Below are 18,893 nucleotides of genomic sequence, written 5' to 3'. Positions count from 1 at the left end.
CCTCATGAATGTGTCGCTGCAGCAACTCAAGGTGTTCGTCGCCGTGGCGCGTGAACGGAGCTTCACGCGCGCGGCGCGCCAGTTCGATCTGACGCAGTCGGCGGTGAGCCGTTGCGTGCGCGAACTCGAGGACGCGGTCGAATTGAAACTGTTCGATCGGACCACACGCCAGGTAGAACTGACGCATGCGGGCGCGAGTCTCGAACGCAGAATCGGTCGCCTGCTCGATGAAATCGAACTGACTTTGCGCGAGGAGCGTGCCGCTTACGACGGACACACCGGCGTGGTTGTGCTGGCGAGCAATCCCGTGCTGTCGTCGAGTTGGGTGGCTCAGGGACTGGCCCGTTGCGCCTTGGCGTTTCCGGAGCTGATCGTGTCGGTTAAGGACCAGGCGCAAGGCGGTGTGCTGGCGAGCGTCGAGCAGGGCGAAGTGGACTTCGGCGTGGTCTCGGTCGCGGAGCCCCTGAGTTCCGATCAGTTGCATGCACAAATGGTTTTCGCCACGCAACTGCACGTGGTGATGCCGCCCGCGCACCCCTTGGCGCGGCAAACCGTTGTTCCGTGGCGCGCCTTGCAGGAGTACGCGCTCGTCACGCTGAATGCCGACGCGGGTGTGCGCACCGCGCTCGAACTCGCTTTCAGTACGCACGGCCTGAAGCGACGGCCGCTCCAGGAACTTGGACACGTTGCGGCGGTATCGCGCATGGTCGAGCTCGGGATCGGTATCGGCGTTTTACCTGTGGGTGGACATTGGCCTGTGCCCGCGGCGTCGCTGGTGAGCAGACCGCTGGTTCCCGAGATGAATCTGACGACGCTGCTCGTGCATCGCCGCAACCGCTCCCTCAGACCCAACGCCGCGGCGGCGTGGGCGCAGTTTGCTGCCCTGACCGATCCGCTGCTGGTCAGCCCACGCGACATTCCACACAAGGAGCTTCATGATGGAAACTGAAACCGACCTCAGGCGCCATGACCTGCTGATCGACGGCAAGCGTTTGCCGCCCGGCACGGGTGAATATTCCATCGACATCAACCCGGCAACCGAAGAACCGATTGCGCTGGTTGCACAAGGCAGTGCCGCCGATGTCGATACTGCGGTACACGCGGCGCGCGCCGCGTTGAAAGTGTGGAACGCGATACGGGCAGCGGAACGAGGCCGCATCCTGATGCGTCTCGCCGGTCTGATGCGCGCGAATCAGGAGGAACTCGCCGCGCTGGAAAGCCTCGACGCGGGTAAACCGATCTCGGCGGTGATGCGTCAGGATATTCCCGCCGCGATCGATGCGCTCGAATACTACGCAGGCTGGTGCGACAAGATCAACGGGCAGGTGGTGCCGGTGCGTCCTGACGCCTTGACGTACACGCTGCGTGAGCCGGTCGGCGTGGTCGCGGCGATCGTGCCGTGGAATTTCCCGCTGATGATCGGGATGTGGAAAATCGCGCCCGCGCTGGCATGTGGCTGCACGCTAATCGTCAAACCCGCGGAGATCACGCCGCTGACCGCCTTGCGCATCGGCGAACTCGCGCTCGAAGCGGGTGTGCCGCCGGGCGTACTGAACATTGTTACTGGCAAGGGACGGGTGGTCGGCGATGCGCTGGTGGCGCATCCCGGCATCGACAAAGTGACTTTCACGGGCTCGCCTTCAGTGGGGCGCGGCATTCTGCAGGGCGCGGCCGGCAATTTCAAGCGTGTCACGCTGGAGCTCGGCGGCAAATCGGCAAACCTGATCTTTCCGGATGCGAATCTCGACAATGCGGTGCGAGCCGCGGCGTCCGGTATTTTCTTCAATACGGGGCAGGTATGTTCCGCCGGCTCGCGCATTCTGGCCCACCGCGATGTGTATGACGAAGTTGTCGAGCGTCTTGCGGCGCGTGCGAAGGCAATCAAGGTCGGCGATCCGGCGGCACGCGAAACGTCGATGGGGCCGCTTATCTCCGCTGCGCAGATGAAGACCGTGCTCGGCTATGTCGAGGCAGGGCGCGCCGAGGGGGCATCGCTCGTGACGGGCGGCGCGCGGGTGGGCGAACGGGGCTTTTTCGTCGAGCCGACGGTATTCGCCAATGTCGAACATGAAATGCGCATTTCGCAGGAGGAGATCTTTGGGCCGGTGGCAACCGTGATTCGTTTCAACGACGAAGCCGATGCGCTCCGGATTGCCAATGGCACCTTGTATAGCCTCGCGGCCGGCGTATGGAGCGCGGATATCGGCCGGGTGCATCGCGTGGCGCGCGACCTGAAGGCGGGCACCGTGTGGATCAATACTTACGGTTATACCGACGTGCGTTTGCCCTGGGGCGGTTCGGGCGATTCAGGATTCGGCCGCGAGCACGGCGACGTCGCGATCGAAAACTTCACCGAACCGAAGGCGGTGTGGCTGGCGATCGATCAATAGCAGCATAACTAAAGGATCGAACGCGTGGCGTTCGATCCTTGTCTGGGGCCTGCCGCTGCCGCCTGCGGCGAGAGGTGGGCAGGCTGCGTGAACTGACGTTCAGTTGCCCTGCAAGGCCATCCGTTCGCGCAGTTTGATCAGGGCGAGCACGACATCGATGGTCGGCGTGGGCTCGGCAACGAGACGGCCCATTTCCTGAACTACCGTCAGGAGCGGATCGATCTCCATCGGACGGCGGTTTTCCAGATCGACCAGCGTCGAGGTTTTGTGCGCGCCGACCGCACCCGCGCCGTCGATGCGTTTTTCCACATCCACCCGAAAATGCACGCCGAACTGATCCGCAATGCGCTTGGCCTCCAGCATCATTGTGCGTGATACCGCGCGCGTGCCGGGGTCGCTGGTGAGGACGTCGAGTGTGGCGTGAGTCAACGCGCTGATCGGATTGAAGCACAGGTTGCCCCATAGCTTGAGCCAGATTTCGTCGCGGATATTGTCGCGGATCGGCGCATCGAAACCCGCCGCCTGCATGATCTCGTGCAACTGCTGAATGCGCGGTGTACGTTCGCCGCTCGGCTCGCCGATCGGGAATTTCTTGCCGTACACGTGCTTGATGACACCCGGTTCGACGATCTCCGCGGCGGGGTACAGCACACAGCCGATCGCACGTTCCGGGCCGAGCCTCGTCCACTGGCTGCCGTCCGGGTCGATGCTGGCGAGGCGCGTGCCGGCGAATTTTCCGCCGTGCTGATAGAAGTACCAGTAAGGAATGCCGTTGACGCCTGTGACGATCGCCGTGTGCTTGCCGAGCAGCGGCTGCATGGTCTCGACCACGCCCGGCAGGGAGTGTGCCTTCAACGTGATGATGACGAAGTCCTGCACGCCGAGTTCGCGCGGGTCCGACGTACAGCGTACCGGTGCGCTGTACGTTTCACCGTCCATGATCAACCTCGCGCCGTGTTCGCGCATCGCCGCCAGATGCGCGCCGCGCGCGACGAAACTCACCTCCGCGCCGGCACGCGCCAGTTGCACGCCCATCAAACCGCCAATCGCTCCTGCTCCGAAGACGCAAATCTTCATGATGCCGCCCCTGTGACTATGAGAAGTCGCTTGCCCGCCGCCGCATGTGGTCTTGCCGCGGCGGCGGGTCATTGATCGAGCATAAGTCTCCCACGCAATTGCAGATAGTTAAAGTTTCTCCGCCGATGTATTAGGGATTGGTTATGGAAGGGGCAGCGGGAGGCGCTGAGGGGTTCTCGGAAGCAGTCAGAAATTGGCGCAGTTCGTCTGATTGATACCGGGCAGAAATGGGAAATTTCTCAATCGATCAGGATGTCGTTGAGAGGAGAATGCGGCTTCGTTGAAAAGTGATGCAGATGAATGGCATTGCGAACTGATTCCTGGAAGCGATGCCGTGAAGTCGAAGATTGATTTGCAGAATTCGAAAGTGTTTTTGTGTGTGCCGCTGGTGTGCGGATCGCATGGCGGCGAGTGTTCGGCACTGCGGCGCGGCCGAACGACAGGTTAAGCGCCATGCTCACGATGAGTCGTCACACCGCTCGCGAGGATTCCGCGTACATCGAGAGCGTACTCGCGCGTCTGCTCGATGTGATGTTGATCGCACTCGGCGCGGCGCTTGCTTCGCTCCTGTTGGTGACCGGCGTCGCACATCCGATTCTCGAAGGCGCCTTTGTGGCGCTCGACATGGCGTTGGCGATTTTGCTGTTGCCCCTGTTCGGCACTTACGACTCGTGGCGCGGTCGCTCGAAATGGCGTCTTGTCGTCAACATCGTGTTCGGCTGGATCGCGGTGCAGCTTTGCGGCCTCGCGATCATGTTCCTGCTTCACCGCACGGCGTCGGTGTCGCGGGTCTGGTGTGTGAGTTGGACCGTGATGACCGCGGGCGGACTCGTTGCGTCGCGGTTGCTCGTGCATACCGTGCTCGGCCGGATGCGACGCGCGGGGCGCAATCTGCGCATGGTGGCCGTGGTGGGCGCGGGGGCGCATCGCGATAGCGTGATCGGCAACATGGTGAGTTCGCCGAGCGCCGGTTTCAGGGCGGTTGCCACCTTAAACACGCAGCCGCACAGCGAGCCGGATTTTCCGGGTTTGCGTTCATTCAAGCGTGTGCGCGAATTTGCAAACTGGGTGCGAAGCGAACGAATCGAGGAAGTATGGATCGCGTTGCCGATGTCCGAAGAGCAGATGGTATTACGGCTCGTCGATGAATTCAGCGGCGACCTCGTCAATCTGCGGTTCATCCCCGACGTACGCAGTCTCGCGATGTTCGATGGACACCTCGTCGATCTGATCGGCGCTCCGGCCGTCAATCTGATGGCTTCGCCCATGACCCCGCGCGCGTTGCTCCAGAAAGCGATTTTCGACCGGCTGTTTGCGGCCGCGGCATTGCTCGCGCTGTCACCGCTCATGCTTGCGATTGCGGCGGCTATCAAGCTGTCGTCGAAAGGGCCGGTGTTCTTTACCCAACGGCGCAAGGGCGTGGACGGCGAGGTCTTTCGCATCTTCAAGTTCCGCACGATGCGCGTGCACGCGGAGCAATCCGGTGTGGTGCGCCAGGCCACGCGCGGAGATCCGCGCATCACGCGTGTGGGCGCGTTCCTGCGCCGCACGAGCCTTGACGAGTTGCCTCAGTTTCTCAATGTCTTGCGTGGCGAGATGTCGGTCGTGGGACCGCGTCCGCATGCACTCGAACATGACGATCAGTACCGCAGCCTGGTTGACGGCTATATCCACCGCTACCGCATCAAACCGGGCATCACGGGTTGGGCGCAAGTGAACGGGTTTCGGGGTGAGACCGATCGGATCGAGAAGATGCAGGGGCGGGTCGAGCGCGATCTTTATTACTTGCGCAACTGGTCGTTCGGGCTGGATATGCGCATCGTTGTTGCCACGGTGGTGAAGGGACTGGTGCATCGGAACGCGTACTGACGTGCGACGTATTTGTATCAGGCAGAGAGCAGTGCGCGCGATGTTCGGCAAGGTTTGGCCGGCGCGCATGGCATGAACATAAATGGAAGTTGAGTTGGGATGGCCCAGTGGCTCGTGACGACACGAGCGGTGCGCGTGGCGCGACTCGCTTAGGAAACAGGTTGAACAGGATGTTAGTGGTGACCCCTACGCAGACGATCGGTCGTCTTGGATCTTTGACAGTTGCGGCGACTCTGCTGCTGTCCGCTTGCGCGGCAGCGCCTGGCATGCGTATGAAGACTTCGTCAAGCCAGGTGCAGACGACGGCAGCGGACTTTGCCTATCCGGCGAACGCACCGGGCGTGGCCGCTGGTGCCATGGTTGCGAACGATGGTGCGGGGGCCACGAGAGCATCTGATCCTGCAGCGCAAGAGGATTTGAGCAAGGCGGGCGGGAAGGTGAATGCCACGGCGGGTACGCCGGAGATTCCGCTGACGGAACTCGATATTGCACTGGTCAAGCGCATGTCCGAACTGCAACGGCAGAAGCAGTTGGAGCAGGCGCAACTCCTGTCCGGGGCGCCCCAGGCTTATACAGTCGGCCCGGGTGACGTGCTCCAGATCGTCGTCTGGGATCACCCCGAAATTGCCGCGGCGCTGGGCTCGGCACAGACGCAGTCGTCGTCGCGTCCGGCCGATCCGATGAGCGGTTTTGTCGTCGATCAGAGCGGCAAGCTGACCTTTCCTTACGCGGGCACGTTGCAGGTAGCGGGTTTGCGTGTCGAGGAGGTTCAGCAGCGTGTCACGGCCGCGCTGGCGAAGTATCTCGTCAAACCGCAGGTGACTGTGCGGATGGCGTCGTATCGGGCACATCAGGTCTATGTCGACGGCGAGGTGCATAGCCCCGGTGTGCTGGCTGTGAATGACGTGCCAATGACTTTCTACGAAGCAATCAGCAGAGCCGGTGGGTTCAGCGATACGGCTGATCAGAGCGACATCGTGCTGGTGCGCGACGGTGTTTCGCGTCGGGTGAATCTGACCCGGATGCTTGCTGAGGGATTGAGCCCGTCGCAGTTGTACCTGAAGCCTGGCGACCTGCTGCGCGTGGTGTCACGTGACGAGAACACGGTGTACGTGATGGGCGAAGTGAACAAGCCCATTTCAGCGATTCCGCGCCGGACCGGCCGAATTACGCTGGCAGATGCGCTTTCGCAGGCGGGAAGCGTGAACTCGAGTACTGCCGACGCCGCGCAGATGTTTGTGATCCGCGGTTCGCTCACCGAGGCACCGCAGGTCTTTCACCTCGACGGCAGTTCACCGGTTGCAATGTTGATCGCGAAGGAATTCGACCTGGAGCCGAAGGATGTCGTGTATGTGGATGGCAGCGGCCTCGTTCGCTTCAATCGTGTGCTGAGTTTGTTGATGCCGCTTGTCAACGCGGGGTTGACCGCAGGCGTGGTGGCGAAATGATCGGCAGCGTTCTGATGGTTTGCGAGGGCAATGTATGCCGGAGCCCGGTCGCGCGAGTGATGCTCCAGAAGGAGCTGCCGCAGCTCGTCGTGAGTTCGGCCGGTACGCGAGCGTTGATTGGCGAACGCGCCGATCCGCTCGCGGTGCAACTCGCTGGCGAGCGCGGCCTCGATCTCACCGACCATATAGCAACCGCCCTGACCTGGGAGGATGTACGCGGCGCCGAACTGATCTTGAGCATGACTCAGAATCAGCGCGAGTTGATTTCGACGACCTATCCGTTCGCGCGAGGGAAGGTATTTCGTCTTGGTGAACACGATCAGATTGACATCGTCGATCCCTATCAACGGCATCGCGCTGCATTTGATCTGGCATTTGCACAGATCGAGCACGGTGTTTCGAACTGGCGCAACGTCATTGCAAGGCTGGCGCACTGAATCATGAATCTGCTCAAACAAAGTCGAGCGGCCGATACATCTGCCGACGACGAAATCGACCTTTCCGAAATCATTGCCGTTGTCCGCGAGAACCGGTTTCTGATCGCGCTTGTTACCGCCGCGATGCTGGCTCTCGGCGCTGTATACGCATTTCTGGGAACACCCATCTATCGGGCCGACGCGCTGGTTCAGGTGGATGACGACTCTGGTGCTGGCAGCATCAATGACAAGCTCGGGGATCTAGCCTCGCTCTTCCAGAACAAAGCGACAGCAGACGCGGAGATCGAGCTGATCCGTTCACGCATGGTTGCCAGTGAGACTGTGAGCAGCCTGCACCTCGATATCGACGTGAAACCACGCTATTTTCCGGTGATTGGTGCACTAGTTGCACGGCGCGCGTCGGAAGACAGTCTCGCCGACCCGCTAGTCGGATTGCGCCACTTTGCGTGGGGCGGCGAAAAGCTGGATGTAACGCAATTCGATGTGCCGCATAAGCAGTATGAAGAAGATTTCACGCTTATCGCCGAAGACAACCAGCGCTTCGAGCTCCGTGATCCGGATGGCAAAACCGTGCTTCACGGGCGTGTGGGCAATCGTGAGCGTGGCGCGACTCAGTATGGACCCGTGGAGTTGACCGTGGCCAGGATGGTTGCCCGAGCCGGCACAACGTTCGGCATCACGCGGTCGTCGACGCAACTCACGATCGGAGATCTGCAGAAGGCACTCGACATTAAGGAAAAGGTCAAGCAGTCCGGCATCATCTCGATCACGCTTGATGGAACGGATGCCGTTCGAACTACAGCAACGGTCAATACCGTTGCGCGTATCTACGTGCAGCGCAATGTAGACCGGAAGTCGGCACAGGCCGAGCAGATGCTCAGCTTTCTCGGTGAGCAACTTCCCCAGTTGAGAGGAGATCTCGACAAAGCCGAACAGCGTTACAACGCCTTCCGGGCGCAGCACGGAACCGTCGATCTGGAGGCGGAAGGCAAGCTTTTGCTGCAGTCGATTGTCGATACCAACGCAAAACTGATCGAGCTGAAACAGCAGCGCTCACTGCTAGTACAACGCTTTACCGCAGTACACCCGTCCGTGGCAGCGATTGATGCGCAGATCGGCGAGCTTCAACAGCAGCAGAACACGTTCGACCGTAAAGTCGTTGCGATGCCCGACATCCAGCAGCAAGCGCTGCGGCTGATGCGCGACGTACAGGTCAACACAGACCTGTACACCAAACTTCTTGATAGCACGCAACAACTGCGGGTGTTGAAGGCCGGACAGTTGGGCAATGTACGTGCCGTCGACTATGCCGTTGTTGCGGAAATGCCGGTCAAGCCCAGGAAGGCGCTTGTGATTGTCTTGTCAACCGTCTTCGGTCTATTGCTGGGATGCACGATTGCATTCGTAAGACGCGTGCTCAATCGCGGTCTTGAGAGCCCGGCGGAAATCGAGCGCGCGGTTGACGTACCGGTGTACGCAATCATTTCGCGCAGCGAGCGTCAACTGACGTTGCAGCAGTCGCCTCGCAGAGGTGTGTCCGGCCCCCGCGTGCTGGCCGCGGCCTTCCCCGAAGATATCGCCGTGGAGGGTATCCGGAGCCTGCGTACGGCGCTGCAGTTCGGCATTCTGAAGCCCGACAACAACATCGTGATGCTCACGGGGCCGCGGCCCGGTGTCGGCAAGTCGTTCCTTTCGGTCAATCTGGCGACCGTGCTTGCAGCGACAGGAAAGCGGGTATTGCTCGTCGATGCAGACATGCGTCGCGGCAACGTTCACACCTATTTCGAACTACCGCGTAAGCCGGGCCTCTCCGACGTGATAGGCGGTATCGAGCCTGACAAGGCGATTCATCGCCAGGTTCTGCCCAATCTCGACGTTCTCATGAGCGGGACGGTTCCGTCGAGTCCGGCTGAACTGTTGATGAGCGAGCGCTTCGCCCAGGTACTGGCGCAGTTCGGCAAGGGATACGACGTGGTCATTGTGGATTCGCCGCCGGTCCTGGCGGTAACCGATCCGGTCCTGATTGGGAAGCACGCCGGCGCAACATTGCTCGTCATGCGTCATGGCCGTCATTCTGCAGCGGAACTAGGTGAAACGACACGCCAGTTGAACAGTGCGGGTGTAACGGTGAACGGCATCCTGTTGACCGACGTGCCGCAACGTGCCAGCAGTTACGGCGCGTTCTCGGAATACGAAGCGAAGAAGGATGAATCTTGAACTCCGAAAATCAAACCGGGTGCCGCCATACGGGCCCAACACAGTGCATCCCCGTGAAAGTCAAGCGTTCAATACATGGCGGTCGTCATGAATAACCGGATACTGCTTACCTTTGGAACTCGTCCAGAGGCCATAAAGATGGCGCCGCTTGTGAAGCGGCTCAAGAGTACGAAGGGGATTGACTGCTTCGTCTGCGTGACAGGCCAGCATCGGGAAATGCTTGATCAGGTGCTGTCGCTGTTCCAGATACGTCCTCATTTCGATCTGAACGTGATGAAGCGAGGCCAGGACCTCTATGACGTCACGACCTCGATCATGCTGGGCATGCGCGACGTGTTGGCCGACTGCAGGCCGGATCTCGTTCTCGTGCACGGAGATACCACCACGACAATGGCGGCCAGTCTGGCTTCGTTCTATCAGCGCATTCCAGTCGGGCATGTTGAAGCGGGTCTGCGCACCGGCAATCTTCTGTCGCCGTGGCCCGAAGAGGCGAACCGCAAACTGACCGGAGTGCTGGCGACAACCCATTTTGCGCCCACGCAACGTGCGCGCCAGAACCTGCTCGCTGAAAACGTGCCTGACGAGCAGATTGTGGTGACGGGCAATACGGTGATCGACGCACTGCTGCATGTGCGCGAGTTACTAGCGAACGATCCGCAGTTACGCGCCGCGGCAGAGCTGCACTTACCGAAACTCGCACCCAATCGGCGCATGGTTCTGGTTACGGGACACCGCCGGGAAAGTTTCGGCGACGGATTCGAACGCATCTGCTCGGCGCTGGCACAGTTGGCGAGTGCGCATCCGGACGTAGACATCGTGTACCCGATGCATCTCAACCCCAACGTGCGCGGGCCTGTGAACCGTCTTCTTTCGAACATCCCAAACGTTCATCTGATTGAACCGCTCGACTATCTGCCTTTTGTTCATCTGATGGATCGTGCATTTTTGATTCTGACTGATTCCGGTGGCATTCAGGAAGAGGCGCCATCGCTTGGCAAGCCGGTGCTTGTGATGCGCGATACGACTGAACGGCAGGAAGCGGTTGATGCGGGAGTAGTGGCACTTGTCGGAACCGATGTGCAGAGGATCGTTGAAGGTGTGTCGCAACTACTTGGCGACTCCGGGCGATATGACGCGATGAGCCGTGGCGGCAATCCATACGGCGATGGCAAGGCTTGTGAGCGTATCGCCTGCGCGCTTACGGCAAATCCTCCGGCGTCGCTCCTGGCGGCGTAACGACAAACAGATCACTCTATAGCTTGAACAATATGGAATTCGAAATTATCTCGGTAGTCGGACTTGGCTACATTGGCTTGCCGACTGCAGCGGCCTTTGCGGCGCGCCGAAAGCAGGTGATCGGCGTAGACGTCAATCAGCACGCGGTCGACACTATTAACAAGGGCGCGATTCACATTGTCGAACCGGAGCTCGACATGCTTGTTCACGCAGCCGTCACGCAAGGCTATCTGCGGGCGACGACCGTGCCGGAACCCGCTGACGCGTTCCTGATTGCCGTGCCCACACCGTTCGCGGACGGCTTCAGGCCGGACCTGAGCTATATCGAGGCGGCGAGCCGTGCTGTTGCTCCGGTGCTCAAGAAGGGCGATCTGGTCGTACTTGAGTCGACCTCCCCAGTTGGGGCGACCGAGCAGATGGCGGCGTGGATGGCGGAAGTCCGGCCTGATCTAAGCTTTCCACAGCAGGCGGGAGAAGACTCGGATATTCGTATCGCACACTGCCCTGAGCGCGTATTGCCTGGGCATGTGATTCGCGAACTAGTCGAGAACGACCGTGTGATCGGGGGGATGACGCCTCGATGCAGTGAACTGGCGCGTGAGCTGTATCAGAGCTTCGTGCGCGGTGAATGCATTCTGACGGATGCCCGTACTGCCGAGATGTGCAAACTTACCGAGAATTCGTTTCGCGACGTGAATATAGCGTTCGCAAATGAATTATCGGTGATTTGCGATGAACTCGATATCAACGTGTGGCAACTGATCCGGCTGGCAAATCGTCACCCCCGTGTGAGCATTCTTCAGCCCGGACCCGGTGTCGGCGGTCACTGCATTGCCGTCGATCCATGGTTCATCGTCGATTCCGCGCCCGAACAGGCTCGACTGATTCGAACGGCCAGGACGGTGAACGACGACAAACCACGCTATGTGATCGATCGGGTTGAGCGTGCGGCGAAGCGCTTCAGGGATCCTGTGATCGCTTGTCTTGGCCTGGCTTTCAAGGCGAACATCGATGATTTGCGGGAGAGCCCGGCCCTCGAGATCGCACGTGCGCTGGCAGAGCGTTTTGCCGGGCAGGTGGTAGCCGTCGAGCCGAATATCCGGAAACTGCCGGAGTCGCTTGAAGGCACGGTCCGGCTTTGCGAACTGAATGAGGCACTTGCGGAGGCGGATGTTGTCGTGATCCTGGTGGACCACGCCCAGTTCAAGCGGGTCGATCCGGTGCGGTTGCAGGCGAAGGTGGTGATCGATACGCGAGGGCTGTTGTCGCATGGTTAGGCGGTTGAGTTGCGATAGTCATTCTGGAGTGCGCACTGTGCACCGCCGGAGCGTGGCATGAGCAAGGTTTGCGATCCGGTTGAGATCCGTAACACCGCTTCGGGAGGTGGCCGGCCGAAATCAAAGGTTGGCCGGAATGTGTTCATCATGGTTGTGACGTTCGTCGGAAACTACCTCGCCTCATTCGCCACCTTCCCTTATCTGACGCGTGTATTGGGCCCAACGCACTTCGGCGTGCTCGCTTATGCAATGGCAATCGCCGCCTATGGAACCTTGTTCACCGAATGGGGTTTCAATCTCAGCGCGCCTAAAGCAGTGGTCGATTACCAGGACGAACCGCGTGCGCTCAATGAGCTGATCTGGTCTATTGCCGGCGCGAAGACTGGCCTCTGCGTGCTGTCTTTCCTGGCCTTGTTGATGCTGTTGCGGTTCGACGGACATCTCGCATCGTCCAGAACGGTAGTGCTGCTCTCGTGGCTCGGTGTCGTCGCTAATGTATTCACACTCTATTGGCTATTTCAAGGATTGGAGCGCTTTTATCTGATCGCCACAATGGTATTTGCGAACCGTCTGGCGACGTTGCCGTTAACGTTCTGGCTGGTGCATGGCCCCGACGATGTCGCGGTAGCCGCAACGATTCAGGCCGCCGGTCCCGCCGTGGGTGCATTTCGGTCGATCGGGATCGCGTGGTGGTTGGGGTTGTTGCGGGCACCGGATGTCTCATGGCGCTCGATCGGACAACGTCTGAAACACGGCACGGATATGTTCGTTGCCACCGCTTCGGTGACGCTGTTCGGCGCGGCCAATGCAGTTATTCTTGCATCGCTTGCCGGCCCGTATCAGGTCGGTCTCTATGCGGCTGCCGACAAGATCAGAACCGTGGGCAATCTGGTTCCTGCACAGATCAGCGCCGTCCTGTACCCGCGTATTTCCCGCCTCTTTAACCAGCAGCCGCGGGTTGCCGCAAGGCTGACGGTAGTGGGGGCGGTTGCCACGGTAGTGACGTCGCTTGCGAGCGTACTGTTTTTTTGGCTGTTTGCCGGACCTGTCACAAAGTTGATTCTCGGCAATGCGTTTCACGGCGCATCGGCAGTGTTGCTTGTGCTGAGTGTGTCGACGCTGTTCGGTAATCTCGCGTACTTCCTCGGGCTCCAGGTGCTGGTGCCATTCGGCCAGAGTCGCAAACGCTCGTTCGTCATGTTGGCCGCTGGCTGTTTGAATATTGCGCTGGCAATCAGTTTCATACCGCGAATGGGAGCACAAGGCGCTGCGATGTCATTTCTGATCGCAGAAGCAGTGATTCTGGTTTTGTACGTCGTTTCGATTGCTCGTGAGCCGCGCTTGCGGATGTATTTTGCGTTGCTGGCGAGGCACGCATGAGTAGTTCAATGGACACAAACGGCGAGCGTGACCGTACAGGAGCGCCGGAATCGATTCGAATCCTTCATGTCGGCCCTGGATGGGGGCAGCGAGGTGGGATCGCATCGGTTTTGAGCGAACTCGTGACGCTGAAGGATCAGTTCAGGAACGATCATGTATCGATTTCGTTGTTCGAAACGCATGGTTTTCAAAGTGTGCGGCATGCACTCAGCTTTCTGATTGCGGACGTGCCGCATTTCGTTCTGACGTTGATCCGTGGTGTGGATATCGTGCATTTTCATGTTTCTGTACGCGGTTCTTTTTATCGCAAGTTGATGCTATTCACGTTGGCGAAGCTGAGTGGCAGAAAGACCATATTCCATCTGCACGCCGGCAATTTCGAGCGTTTTGAGTCGAACGCGGGAAAAATGAGCAAGCGTGCGATCGGTTGGTTCATACGTAGATCGAATGCGACGGTTGCGGTGTCGAGATCCATTGCCGATGAATTGCGGCGCCTCGGTGCGAAGCCGTCGACGCTTCATGTGATTGGAAACACGGCTTGTCTTGCCGAGCAAGCTTCGCAGAAATCTGTGGAACCCGGAACTGCTGATGATTCGGTGCCGTATGTTGCGTTTGCAGGTCGCCTGACGGAAGCGAAGGGACTCGCAGAACTTCTGAAAGCGATTGCCTTGCTGGGAGACGACGGCCTGACCGTAGCCTTGAAGCTTGCTGGCGGTGGCGATATTGAGCGTTGGAAACAGCTCGCTATTGACTATGGAATCGACGATCGTGTGAGCTTCGTTGGATGGCTTGACGGTGATGAGAAGCTTGCGTTCTATCGGAATGCTCGTGTGTTCTGCATGCCGAGTTACTACGAATCGTTTGGGATATCGACGCTCGAGGCGATGTTTGCGGGGATACCGGTTGTCGGCACGCGACTCGGCGGATTTCTCGATCTTGTCGAGGAGGGGGAGACGGGATTTCTGGTGAAGGCAAATGATCCGGAAGCACTGGCCGCCCGTATTCGACTTCTCATGGTTGACGACTCGCTGGCACGGGCTATGGGCACGGCGGCGCGACGACGTGCAATTCGGTGCTTTTCAATGGAACACACGCTGCGTCGATATGTGAATTGTTACCGTGAAATTAGCCAATAGGAGGCCGGCGGAATGGGTGTAAGCAGGAATAGCGCATGGTTCGTACGTGCAATGATGTTTCTGGTTGTATGCGGCACATGTGAATCACAGGAATTGACCGTGAAATGGAACGACCCGGCTATGGGGGTTCTTGCAAGCACATACGATTCGCTCTACACGATCGACTGGCGAGGCGGCCTTGACTCAACGTTGAGCCTCCAACAGGCCAATGTGGGTGACATCTCAGTCGTCAACGCCCCCTCTATGAGCGGACATAAAGCGCTGCGCGTCAGCATTTCAAAAAGTGAGGATTTCTCTCACGTTGCCAACGGCCTGCCTCGGGCTGAGTTGGTATTTCCCGCGCCCGTCAGATTTACGCAGGGGCGCGACTACCTCGTGAGATGGAGCACCTACATCCCACAGGAATACCGGTTCGATTCGAGCGAGATTATCGCGCAGATACACCAGGGTCCCGCTAGTGGCTCGCCACCCATCATGCTGACTATTACCGGTGGGGACTACACCTTTTCCGAGCGTGGCAGCAGCGAGTCGGGGCAAGGAACAACATTTCGCATCTGCTGCGCAGCGATGGATCAAGGCAAATGGATTCACTGGGCATTACGCTACGTTCCCGATGCCGAAGGCACACACGCTTCTACCCAGTTCTGGAAAGACGGCACCTCGGTCTATGCATCGCGGGGAACACCAAACGCTTATCCCCGCGACAACGCCTCATTTCTGAAGATGGGCCTTTACATTCCCGGTGGATGGAAGCAGGCGGACCCTGGCCCCATCGTTCTGTTCTACGGACCCGTTTCAGTGGGGCGGCGTTAAGCCAGCCCTGACTAAGGTATCGATCTAACATGAAGCGTATCGAAGTACTTGGCTGTCCACTGGACGTCGCGTCGATGGATGAAACGGTCAGTTTTATCTCAGAACGAGTAAGCAGAAGAGAGTTTACCCAGCACGTTGTAGTTAACGTTGCCAAGCTCGTCAATATGAGAACCGATCCGCAGTTGGCAGCGTCCGTGCATTGTTGCGACGTCATCAATATCGACGGGATGGGCGTCGTTTGGGGTGCTCGCGTGCTCGGTCATGACGTGCCGGAGCGTGTGACGGGCGTCGACCTGTTCGACCGTCTGTTGGGCGAAGCTGCCTTGAAGGGTTTTCCTGTCTATTTCCTCGGCGCGACGGTCGATGTGGTTCAAGCCGTGGCAACCAGGTCAGTTATGCAGTATCCCCGACTGATCGTAGCCGGGCACCATCACGGGTATTTTTGGGGTGACGAAGAAGCGATCGTGAAACGAATTCAGGCATCCGGGGCGCGGATGCTGTTCGTGGCGATCACTTCGCCGAAGAAAGAGAAGTTTATCAACCAATGGAAAGCAGCCTTGGGCGTCGATTTCGTCATGGGTGTTGGCGGTACGTTCGATGTGGTTGCAGGTAAGGTAAAGCGAGCCCCATCGTGGATGCAGAGAGCAGGGCTTGAATGGCTCTTTCGCTTGCTGCAGGAACCGCGGCGAATGTTCGCGCGTTACCTCGTCACCAATAGCAAGTTCGCGCTAATGTTGGGTGAGGCCTGGGTGCGCAGGCAAGTGCGATAGAGGTTGTGCCGTTCCTGCCGCATCGCACTTAAAACCGGTCGGGCAGAGGTGGGCTGCAACCATACCGCAGTAAGACAGGCGCTTTGCTTCGTTTCCGGCGATACAGCGCCTGCCGTTTGACATCTCCATCACTTTGCCTGCTTGCAATGGTTATCTTCCTTTTTTTCGTTTCTACGCTGTTCCTTATTCACTTTGTGAAGGCCTGGCGAGGCTATCCGGGCTTTACGTTCTTTGGCATAGTCGCGCTTTATGTGATCTGTATTTCGTGGGTTCCGTACTACGTGCTTTGCAATTATTTTTTGCAAGTTGGGTGGGATTATCCGTTAAGTGGGCTCGAGTTTTTTTGTATCGTAGCGACCTTTGTTGTCAGTGTGCAGATTGCAATGGTTGCGAAGCGTTTGTTTTATTGGCGTCCTCTGATGCAGCGGGTTGATCTATTGTCGCGATTTGCCAATTCGCTCAAAGGCCGTGTGTACTTCTGGTCGGGAGCGGTTGTTGTTGCAAGTTGCATTGGTGGGTTGGCCATGACCAAAGGAATAACGCTGTCCGTAGGTAACTATGGCACTCGCTTCGAATCAAACACCGACACTGGCGGATTTACCATCCTCTCGTATACTGCCGTTTCGATCTCAGTTCTGTGGTTTTTAAAAAGACCGACGTGGCAACGGATGATTGTTTCAGTGGGGGCGATGTTCGCATATGGAATATTTTTGTTCATGACCCTGGGTGGGGCGAGAAATTATCTGGTTGCGGCGGTTCTGCCGGCTTTGTTGATTGCCTATGCTTTAAAAATTGTTAGAGAGAAGCAGCTCGTTATATTTTTTCTTGCAGGTGTTGGGGCAATTACGGCGCTCGCCATGGTGCGGTACGGAAACGCGTTTGGTGCCGGATCCGCGAGATTAATAGCAACGTATACGCGAGACACAGTATTCCCGGTGGAGTCGCTCTCGCGGATTTTTAATAACGATCAAATTCGCTTCGTCGGTTTCGAATATTTTTTCAATCAGGCATATGCTGCAATACCGCGTATGTTCTGGTCCGGCAAGCCTATCTATCTCGATACGATTGCTTATTATTTTACAGAGCAAATTTATGGCTACGGTAAAGGTCTCGTTATTGCGCCGACGGGCATTGGTTCGCTTTATTTGATGGGCGGGTGGTTGTTCGTTTTCCTTGGCGTGCCGCTGCTGATAAGTTCGTTTGTATTGATTGATCGCGCAATGTTCAACGGGAAGTCGATATTTTTTATTTGTCTATGGCCATCAATATTCTTTTCATTTTTCTGTTTCCGTGAGTCCATTGAGCTCGGGCTTTACAAGATCATCGTGCACGCAGTCGGGACCGGGCTTATCTATGGCCTGGCAATGGCGATCTTTATTGTGTTGCCCAAGTCTCGTTCCCATCAACGCGCTTAACGCCCCTCACCCCCTCCTAACCAGCAAAAAACTCACCCCAATCGCCCCAAGAAACGCGCCGCAGCAGCGATTGAACCAGCGCCGGACCTTCGCGCGAACCAGCCACTTGCCAAGGTGCATGCCGGCCCACGAGTAAAGCGCGATCGCCACGCATTCAAGCACCAGAAAGCTCGCACCGAGCACCGCGAATTGCGGCAGCATTGGCTTGGCGATATCGACGAACTGTGGCAGGAACGCAGTGAAAACCAGAATCGCCTTCGGATTTCCGGCAGCCACCAGACATTCCTGCCGCGCGATCCGCCAGAGCGACGCGTCGTCCTGCTGCATCGTGTCGATAGAGGGGGCGTCGCTGCGCCACAACTGGATTGCCAGCCAGATCAGATAGGCGGCGCCCGCCAGTTTGAGCGCAAGAAAGAACCACTCGGATGCATGCAACACAACGGCGAGGCCGGTTGCAGCCAACACCAGCATCAACGCGAACGCGACAAGCCGGCCGGTGCCGCCAACGAAGGCCGTCATGAAGCCGTGACGCGCGGCGACGTTGATCGACAGAAGGTTGTTTGGGCCGGGCGCGAGGTTGATCGCGAAGCAGGCGGGCAGGAAGAACAGCCAGGCGGTGAGGGACATGACGGCTCGCACGGAGAAGGGCAAGGGATTGCGACGAACGGGCGTGTGGGACCGCAGGCGCCTGTAACGCCCCCGATTCCGCGATTTCCCGATATTTGCCGATTGTAGCGAATCGGCGAGCCGTGCCGATTCAGTCCGTGCGTTCAATTCACCGATTTAACAAAGCCCGGGTCGCTGATCAGCGCATCGACGCTCAGCTTGACCGTGTCTTCGATGGCGATGGTATTGCTGGTGAATTTAGGTGACTTCTGCCGGACTGTCTTCGTGGTTGAGAACACGACTTTCTGGCTCGCGGCATCGGTCACGACGTAGCGCATTTTCAGTGTCCAGTATGCAGGCGACCGCGTGTCGTCTACCGTGAACTTCTCGATGCTTCCGCTCAGAACCTTGCGACCTTCGGTGAGATGAAAACCGGCAATCTGCAAACTGCTCGCAATGCCGTTGCGCACGGCCTCGTTGATGTCGTTTTTCAGCACGATGCCGGTCATTGCCGTGTTTTCGATCCGGTTCGGCGAAACCTGGCCGTTGCGTGCCGCCATGTACACGAAGTCGCGAGCAGGGGCGACGCTGAGCCAGCCGGTGGAGTGCGCGGCCGCGCGCGGTGGGCAATTAAGGCCGAACCACGACCAGGAGCAGGCAGACAGCATCAACGGCAGTGCTACGGCGCCACAACCCTTGAGCACAGTGGATCTCAAGGCCGGACGCATGGAACCGTGCGATTGCCGCTGAGATTGGCTCTGGTGCGGCGACTTGGGCGCTGTGCTGGAAAAAGCGGCGGTCGAGGTCAGAGGGGTTGCCTTT

The 18,893-nt window shown here is 58.5% G+C and carries 17 protein-coding genes; 13 read left to right on the top strand and 4 right to left on the bottom strand.

Annotated features, from left to right (window positions below; translation table 11 throughout):
• Window positions 1–4 precede the first annotated feature (4 nt).
• Window positions 5–949, top strand: coding sequence for a LysR family transcriptional regulator (locus tag GH665_RS32835; RefSeq protein ID WP_153141274.1), 945 nt, complete (start codon window positions 5–7; stop codon window positions 947–949).
• Window positions 939–2,390, top strand: a complete 1,452-nt coding sequence (locus GH665_RS32830; RefSeq protein WP_153142413.1) for an aldehyde dehydrogenase family protein — start codon at window positions 939–941, stop codon at window positions 2,388–2,390. The genes GH665_RS32835 and GH665_RS32830 overlap by 11 nt, the downstream gene beginning before the upstream one ends.
• A 99-nt stretch (window positions 2,391–2,489) precedes the next feature.
• Here GH665_RS32830 and GH665_RS32825 read toward each other — a convergent pair whose 3' ends face one another.
• Together GH665_RS32825 and GH665_RS32820 are read right to left on the bottom strand one after the other, a co-directional pair.
• Window positions 2,490–3,467, bottom strand: a complete 978-nt coding sequence (locus tag GH665_RS32825) for a 2-dehydropantoate 2-reductase (protein WP_030098864.1) — start codon at window positions 3,465–3,467, stop codon at window positions 2,490–2,492.
• A 239-nt stretch (window positions 3,468–3,706) separates the two neighbouring features.
• Window positions 3,707–3,928, bottom strand: coding sequence for a hypothetical protein (locus GH665_RS32820; protein WP_153141273.1), 222 nt, complete (start codon window positions 3,926–3,928; stop codon window positions 3,707–3,709).
• Here GH665_RS32820 and GH665_RS32815 point away from each other — a divergent pair.
• The 11 genes from GH665_RS32815 to GH665_RS32765 all read left to right on the top strand — a co-directional run bounded on the left by GH665_RS32815 (window position 3,921) and on the right by GH665_RS32765 (window position 17,465).
• A complete protein-coding gene (locus tag GH665_RS32815; protein ID WP_153141272.1) occupies window positions 3,921–5,336 on the top strand; it encodes an undecaprenyl-phosphate glucose phosphotransferase in 1,416 nt (471 codons plus the stop codon). The genes GH665_RS32820 and GH665_RS32815 overlap by 8 nt on opposite strands.
• A gap of 272 nt (window positions 5,337–5,608) precedes the next feature.
• The gene (locus tag GH665_RS32810; protein ID WP_246216441.1) at window positions 5,609–6,784 is read left to right on the top strand and encodes a polysaccharide biosynthesis/export family protein; all 1,176 of its coding nucleotides are present in this window, start codon (window positions 5,609–5,611) and stop codon (window positions 6,782–6,784) included.
• On the top strand, window positions 6,781–7,221 hold the full coding sequence (locus GH665_RS32805; RefSeq protein WP_153141271.1) for a low molecular weight protein-tyrosine-phosphatase: 441 nt from the start codon (window positions 6,781–6,783) through the stop codon (window positions 7,219–7,221). The genes GH665_RS32810 and GH665_RS32805 overlap by 4 nt, the downstream gene beginning before the upstream one ends.
• Window positions 7,222–7,224: 3 nt before the next feature.
• Window positions 7,225–9,438, top strand: coding sequence for a polysaccharide biosynthesis tyrosine autokinase (locus GH665_RS32800; protein ID WP_153141270.1), 2,214 nt, complete (start codon window positions 7,225–7,227; stop codon window positions 9,436–9,438).
• Between the two features lie 75 nt (window positions 9,439–9,513).
• The gene (wecB, locus tag GH665_RS32795) at window positions 9,514–10,674 is read left to right on the top strand and encodes a non-hydrolyzing UDP-N-acetylglucosamine 2-epimerase (RefSeq protein ID WP_281357366.1); all 1,161 of its coding nucleotides are present in this window, start codon (window positions 9,514–9,516) and stop codon (window positions 10,672–10,674) included.
• A 32-nt stretch (window positions 10,675–10,706) separates the two neighbouring features.
• Complete coding sequence (wecC, locus tag GH665_RS32790) at window positions 10,707–11,951, top strand: UDP-N-acetyl-D-mannosamine dehydrogenase (protein WP_153141268.1); 1,245 nt, start codon at window positions 10,707–10,709, stop codon at window positions 11,949–11,951.
• 57 nt (window positions 11,952–12,008) lie between these two features.
• Window positions 12,009–13,331, top strand: coding sequence for a flippase (locus tag GH665_RS32785; RefSeq protein WP_153141267.1), 1,323 nt, complete (start codon window positions 12,009–12,011; stop codon window positions 13,329–13,331).
• Between the two features lie 8 nt (window positions 13,332–13,339).
• Window positions 13,340–14,467 (top strand): glycosyltransferase family 4 protein, encoded by a 1,128-nt coding sequence (locus tag GH665_RS32780; RefSeq protein WP_153141266.1) that lies wholly within the window; start codon window positions 13,340–13,342, stop codon window positions 14,465–14,467.
• Between the two features lie 99 nt (window positions 14,468–14,566).
• On the top strand, window positions 14,567–15,280 hold the full coding sequence (locus GH665_RS32775; protein ID WP_246216440.1) for a heparin lyase I family protein: 714 nt from the start codon (window positions 14,567–14,569) through the stop codon (window positions 15,278–15,280).
• A gap of 29 nt (window positions 15,281–15,309) precedes the next feature.
• A complete protein-coding gene (locus tag GH665_RS32770) occupies window positions 15,310–16,050 on the top strand; it encodes a WecB/TagA/CpsF family glycosyltransferase (protein ID WP_153141265.1) in 741 nt (246 codons plus the stop codon).
• Window positions 16,051–16,196: 146 nt separating this feature from the next.
• Window positions 16,197–17,465, top strand: a complete 1,269-nt coding sequence (locus GH665_RS32765) for a WzyE family oligosaccharide polymerase (protein ID WP_153141264.1) — start codon at window positions 16,197–16,199, stop codon at window positions 17,463–17,465.
• 6 nt (window positions 17,466–17,471) lie between these two features.
• Here GH665_RS32765 and GH665_RS32760 read toward each other — a convergent pair whose 3' ends face one another.
• On the bottom strand, window positions 17,472–18,092 hold the full coding sequence (locus GH665_RS32760; RefSeq protein WP_153141263.1) for a LysE family translocator: 621 nt from the start codon (window positions 18,090–18,092) through the stop codon (window positions 17,472–17,474).
• Between the two features lie 143 nt (window positions 18,093–18,235).
• Window positions 18,236–18,799 carry a hypothetical protein gene (locus GH665_RS32755; RefSeq protein WP_408277697.1) on the bottom strand — a complete coding sequence of 188 codons (564 nt, stop codon included), beginning with the start codon at window positions 18,797–18,799 and terminating at the stop codon, window positions 18,236–18,238.
• Window positions 18,800–18,893: the final 94 nt, after the last annotated feature.

Origin of the sequence: Paraburkholderia agricolaris, from assembly GCF_009455635.1 — a bacterium.
Lineage (GTDB): Bacteria > Pseudomonadota > Gammaproteobacteria > Burkholderiales > Burkholderiaceae > Paraburkholderia > Paraburkholderia agricolaris.
The sequence above is the reverse complement of the archived record's forward strand: the minus strand, read 5'-3'. Positions and strand labels throughout refer to the sequence as shown.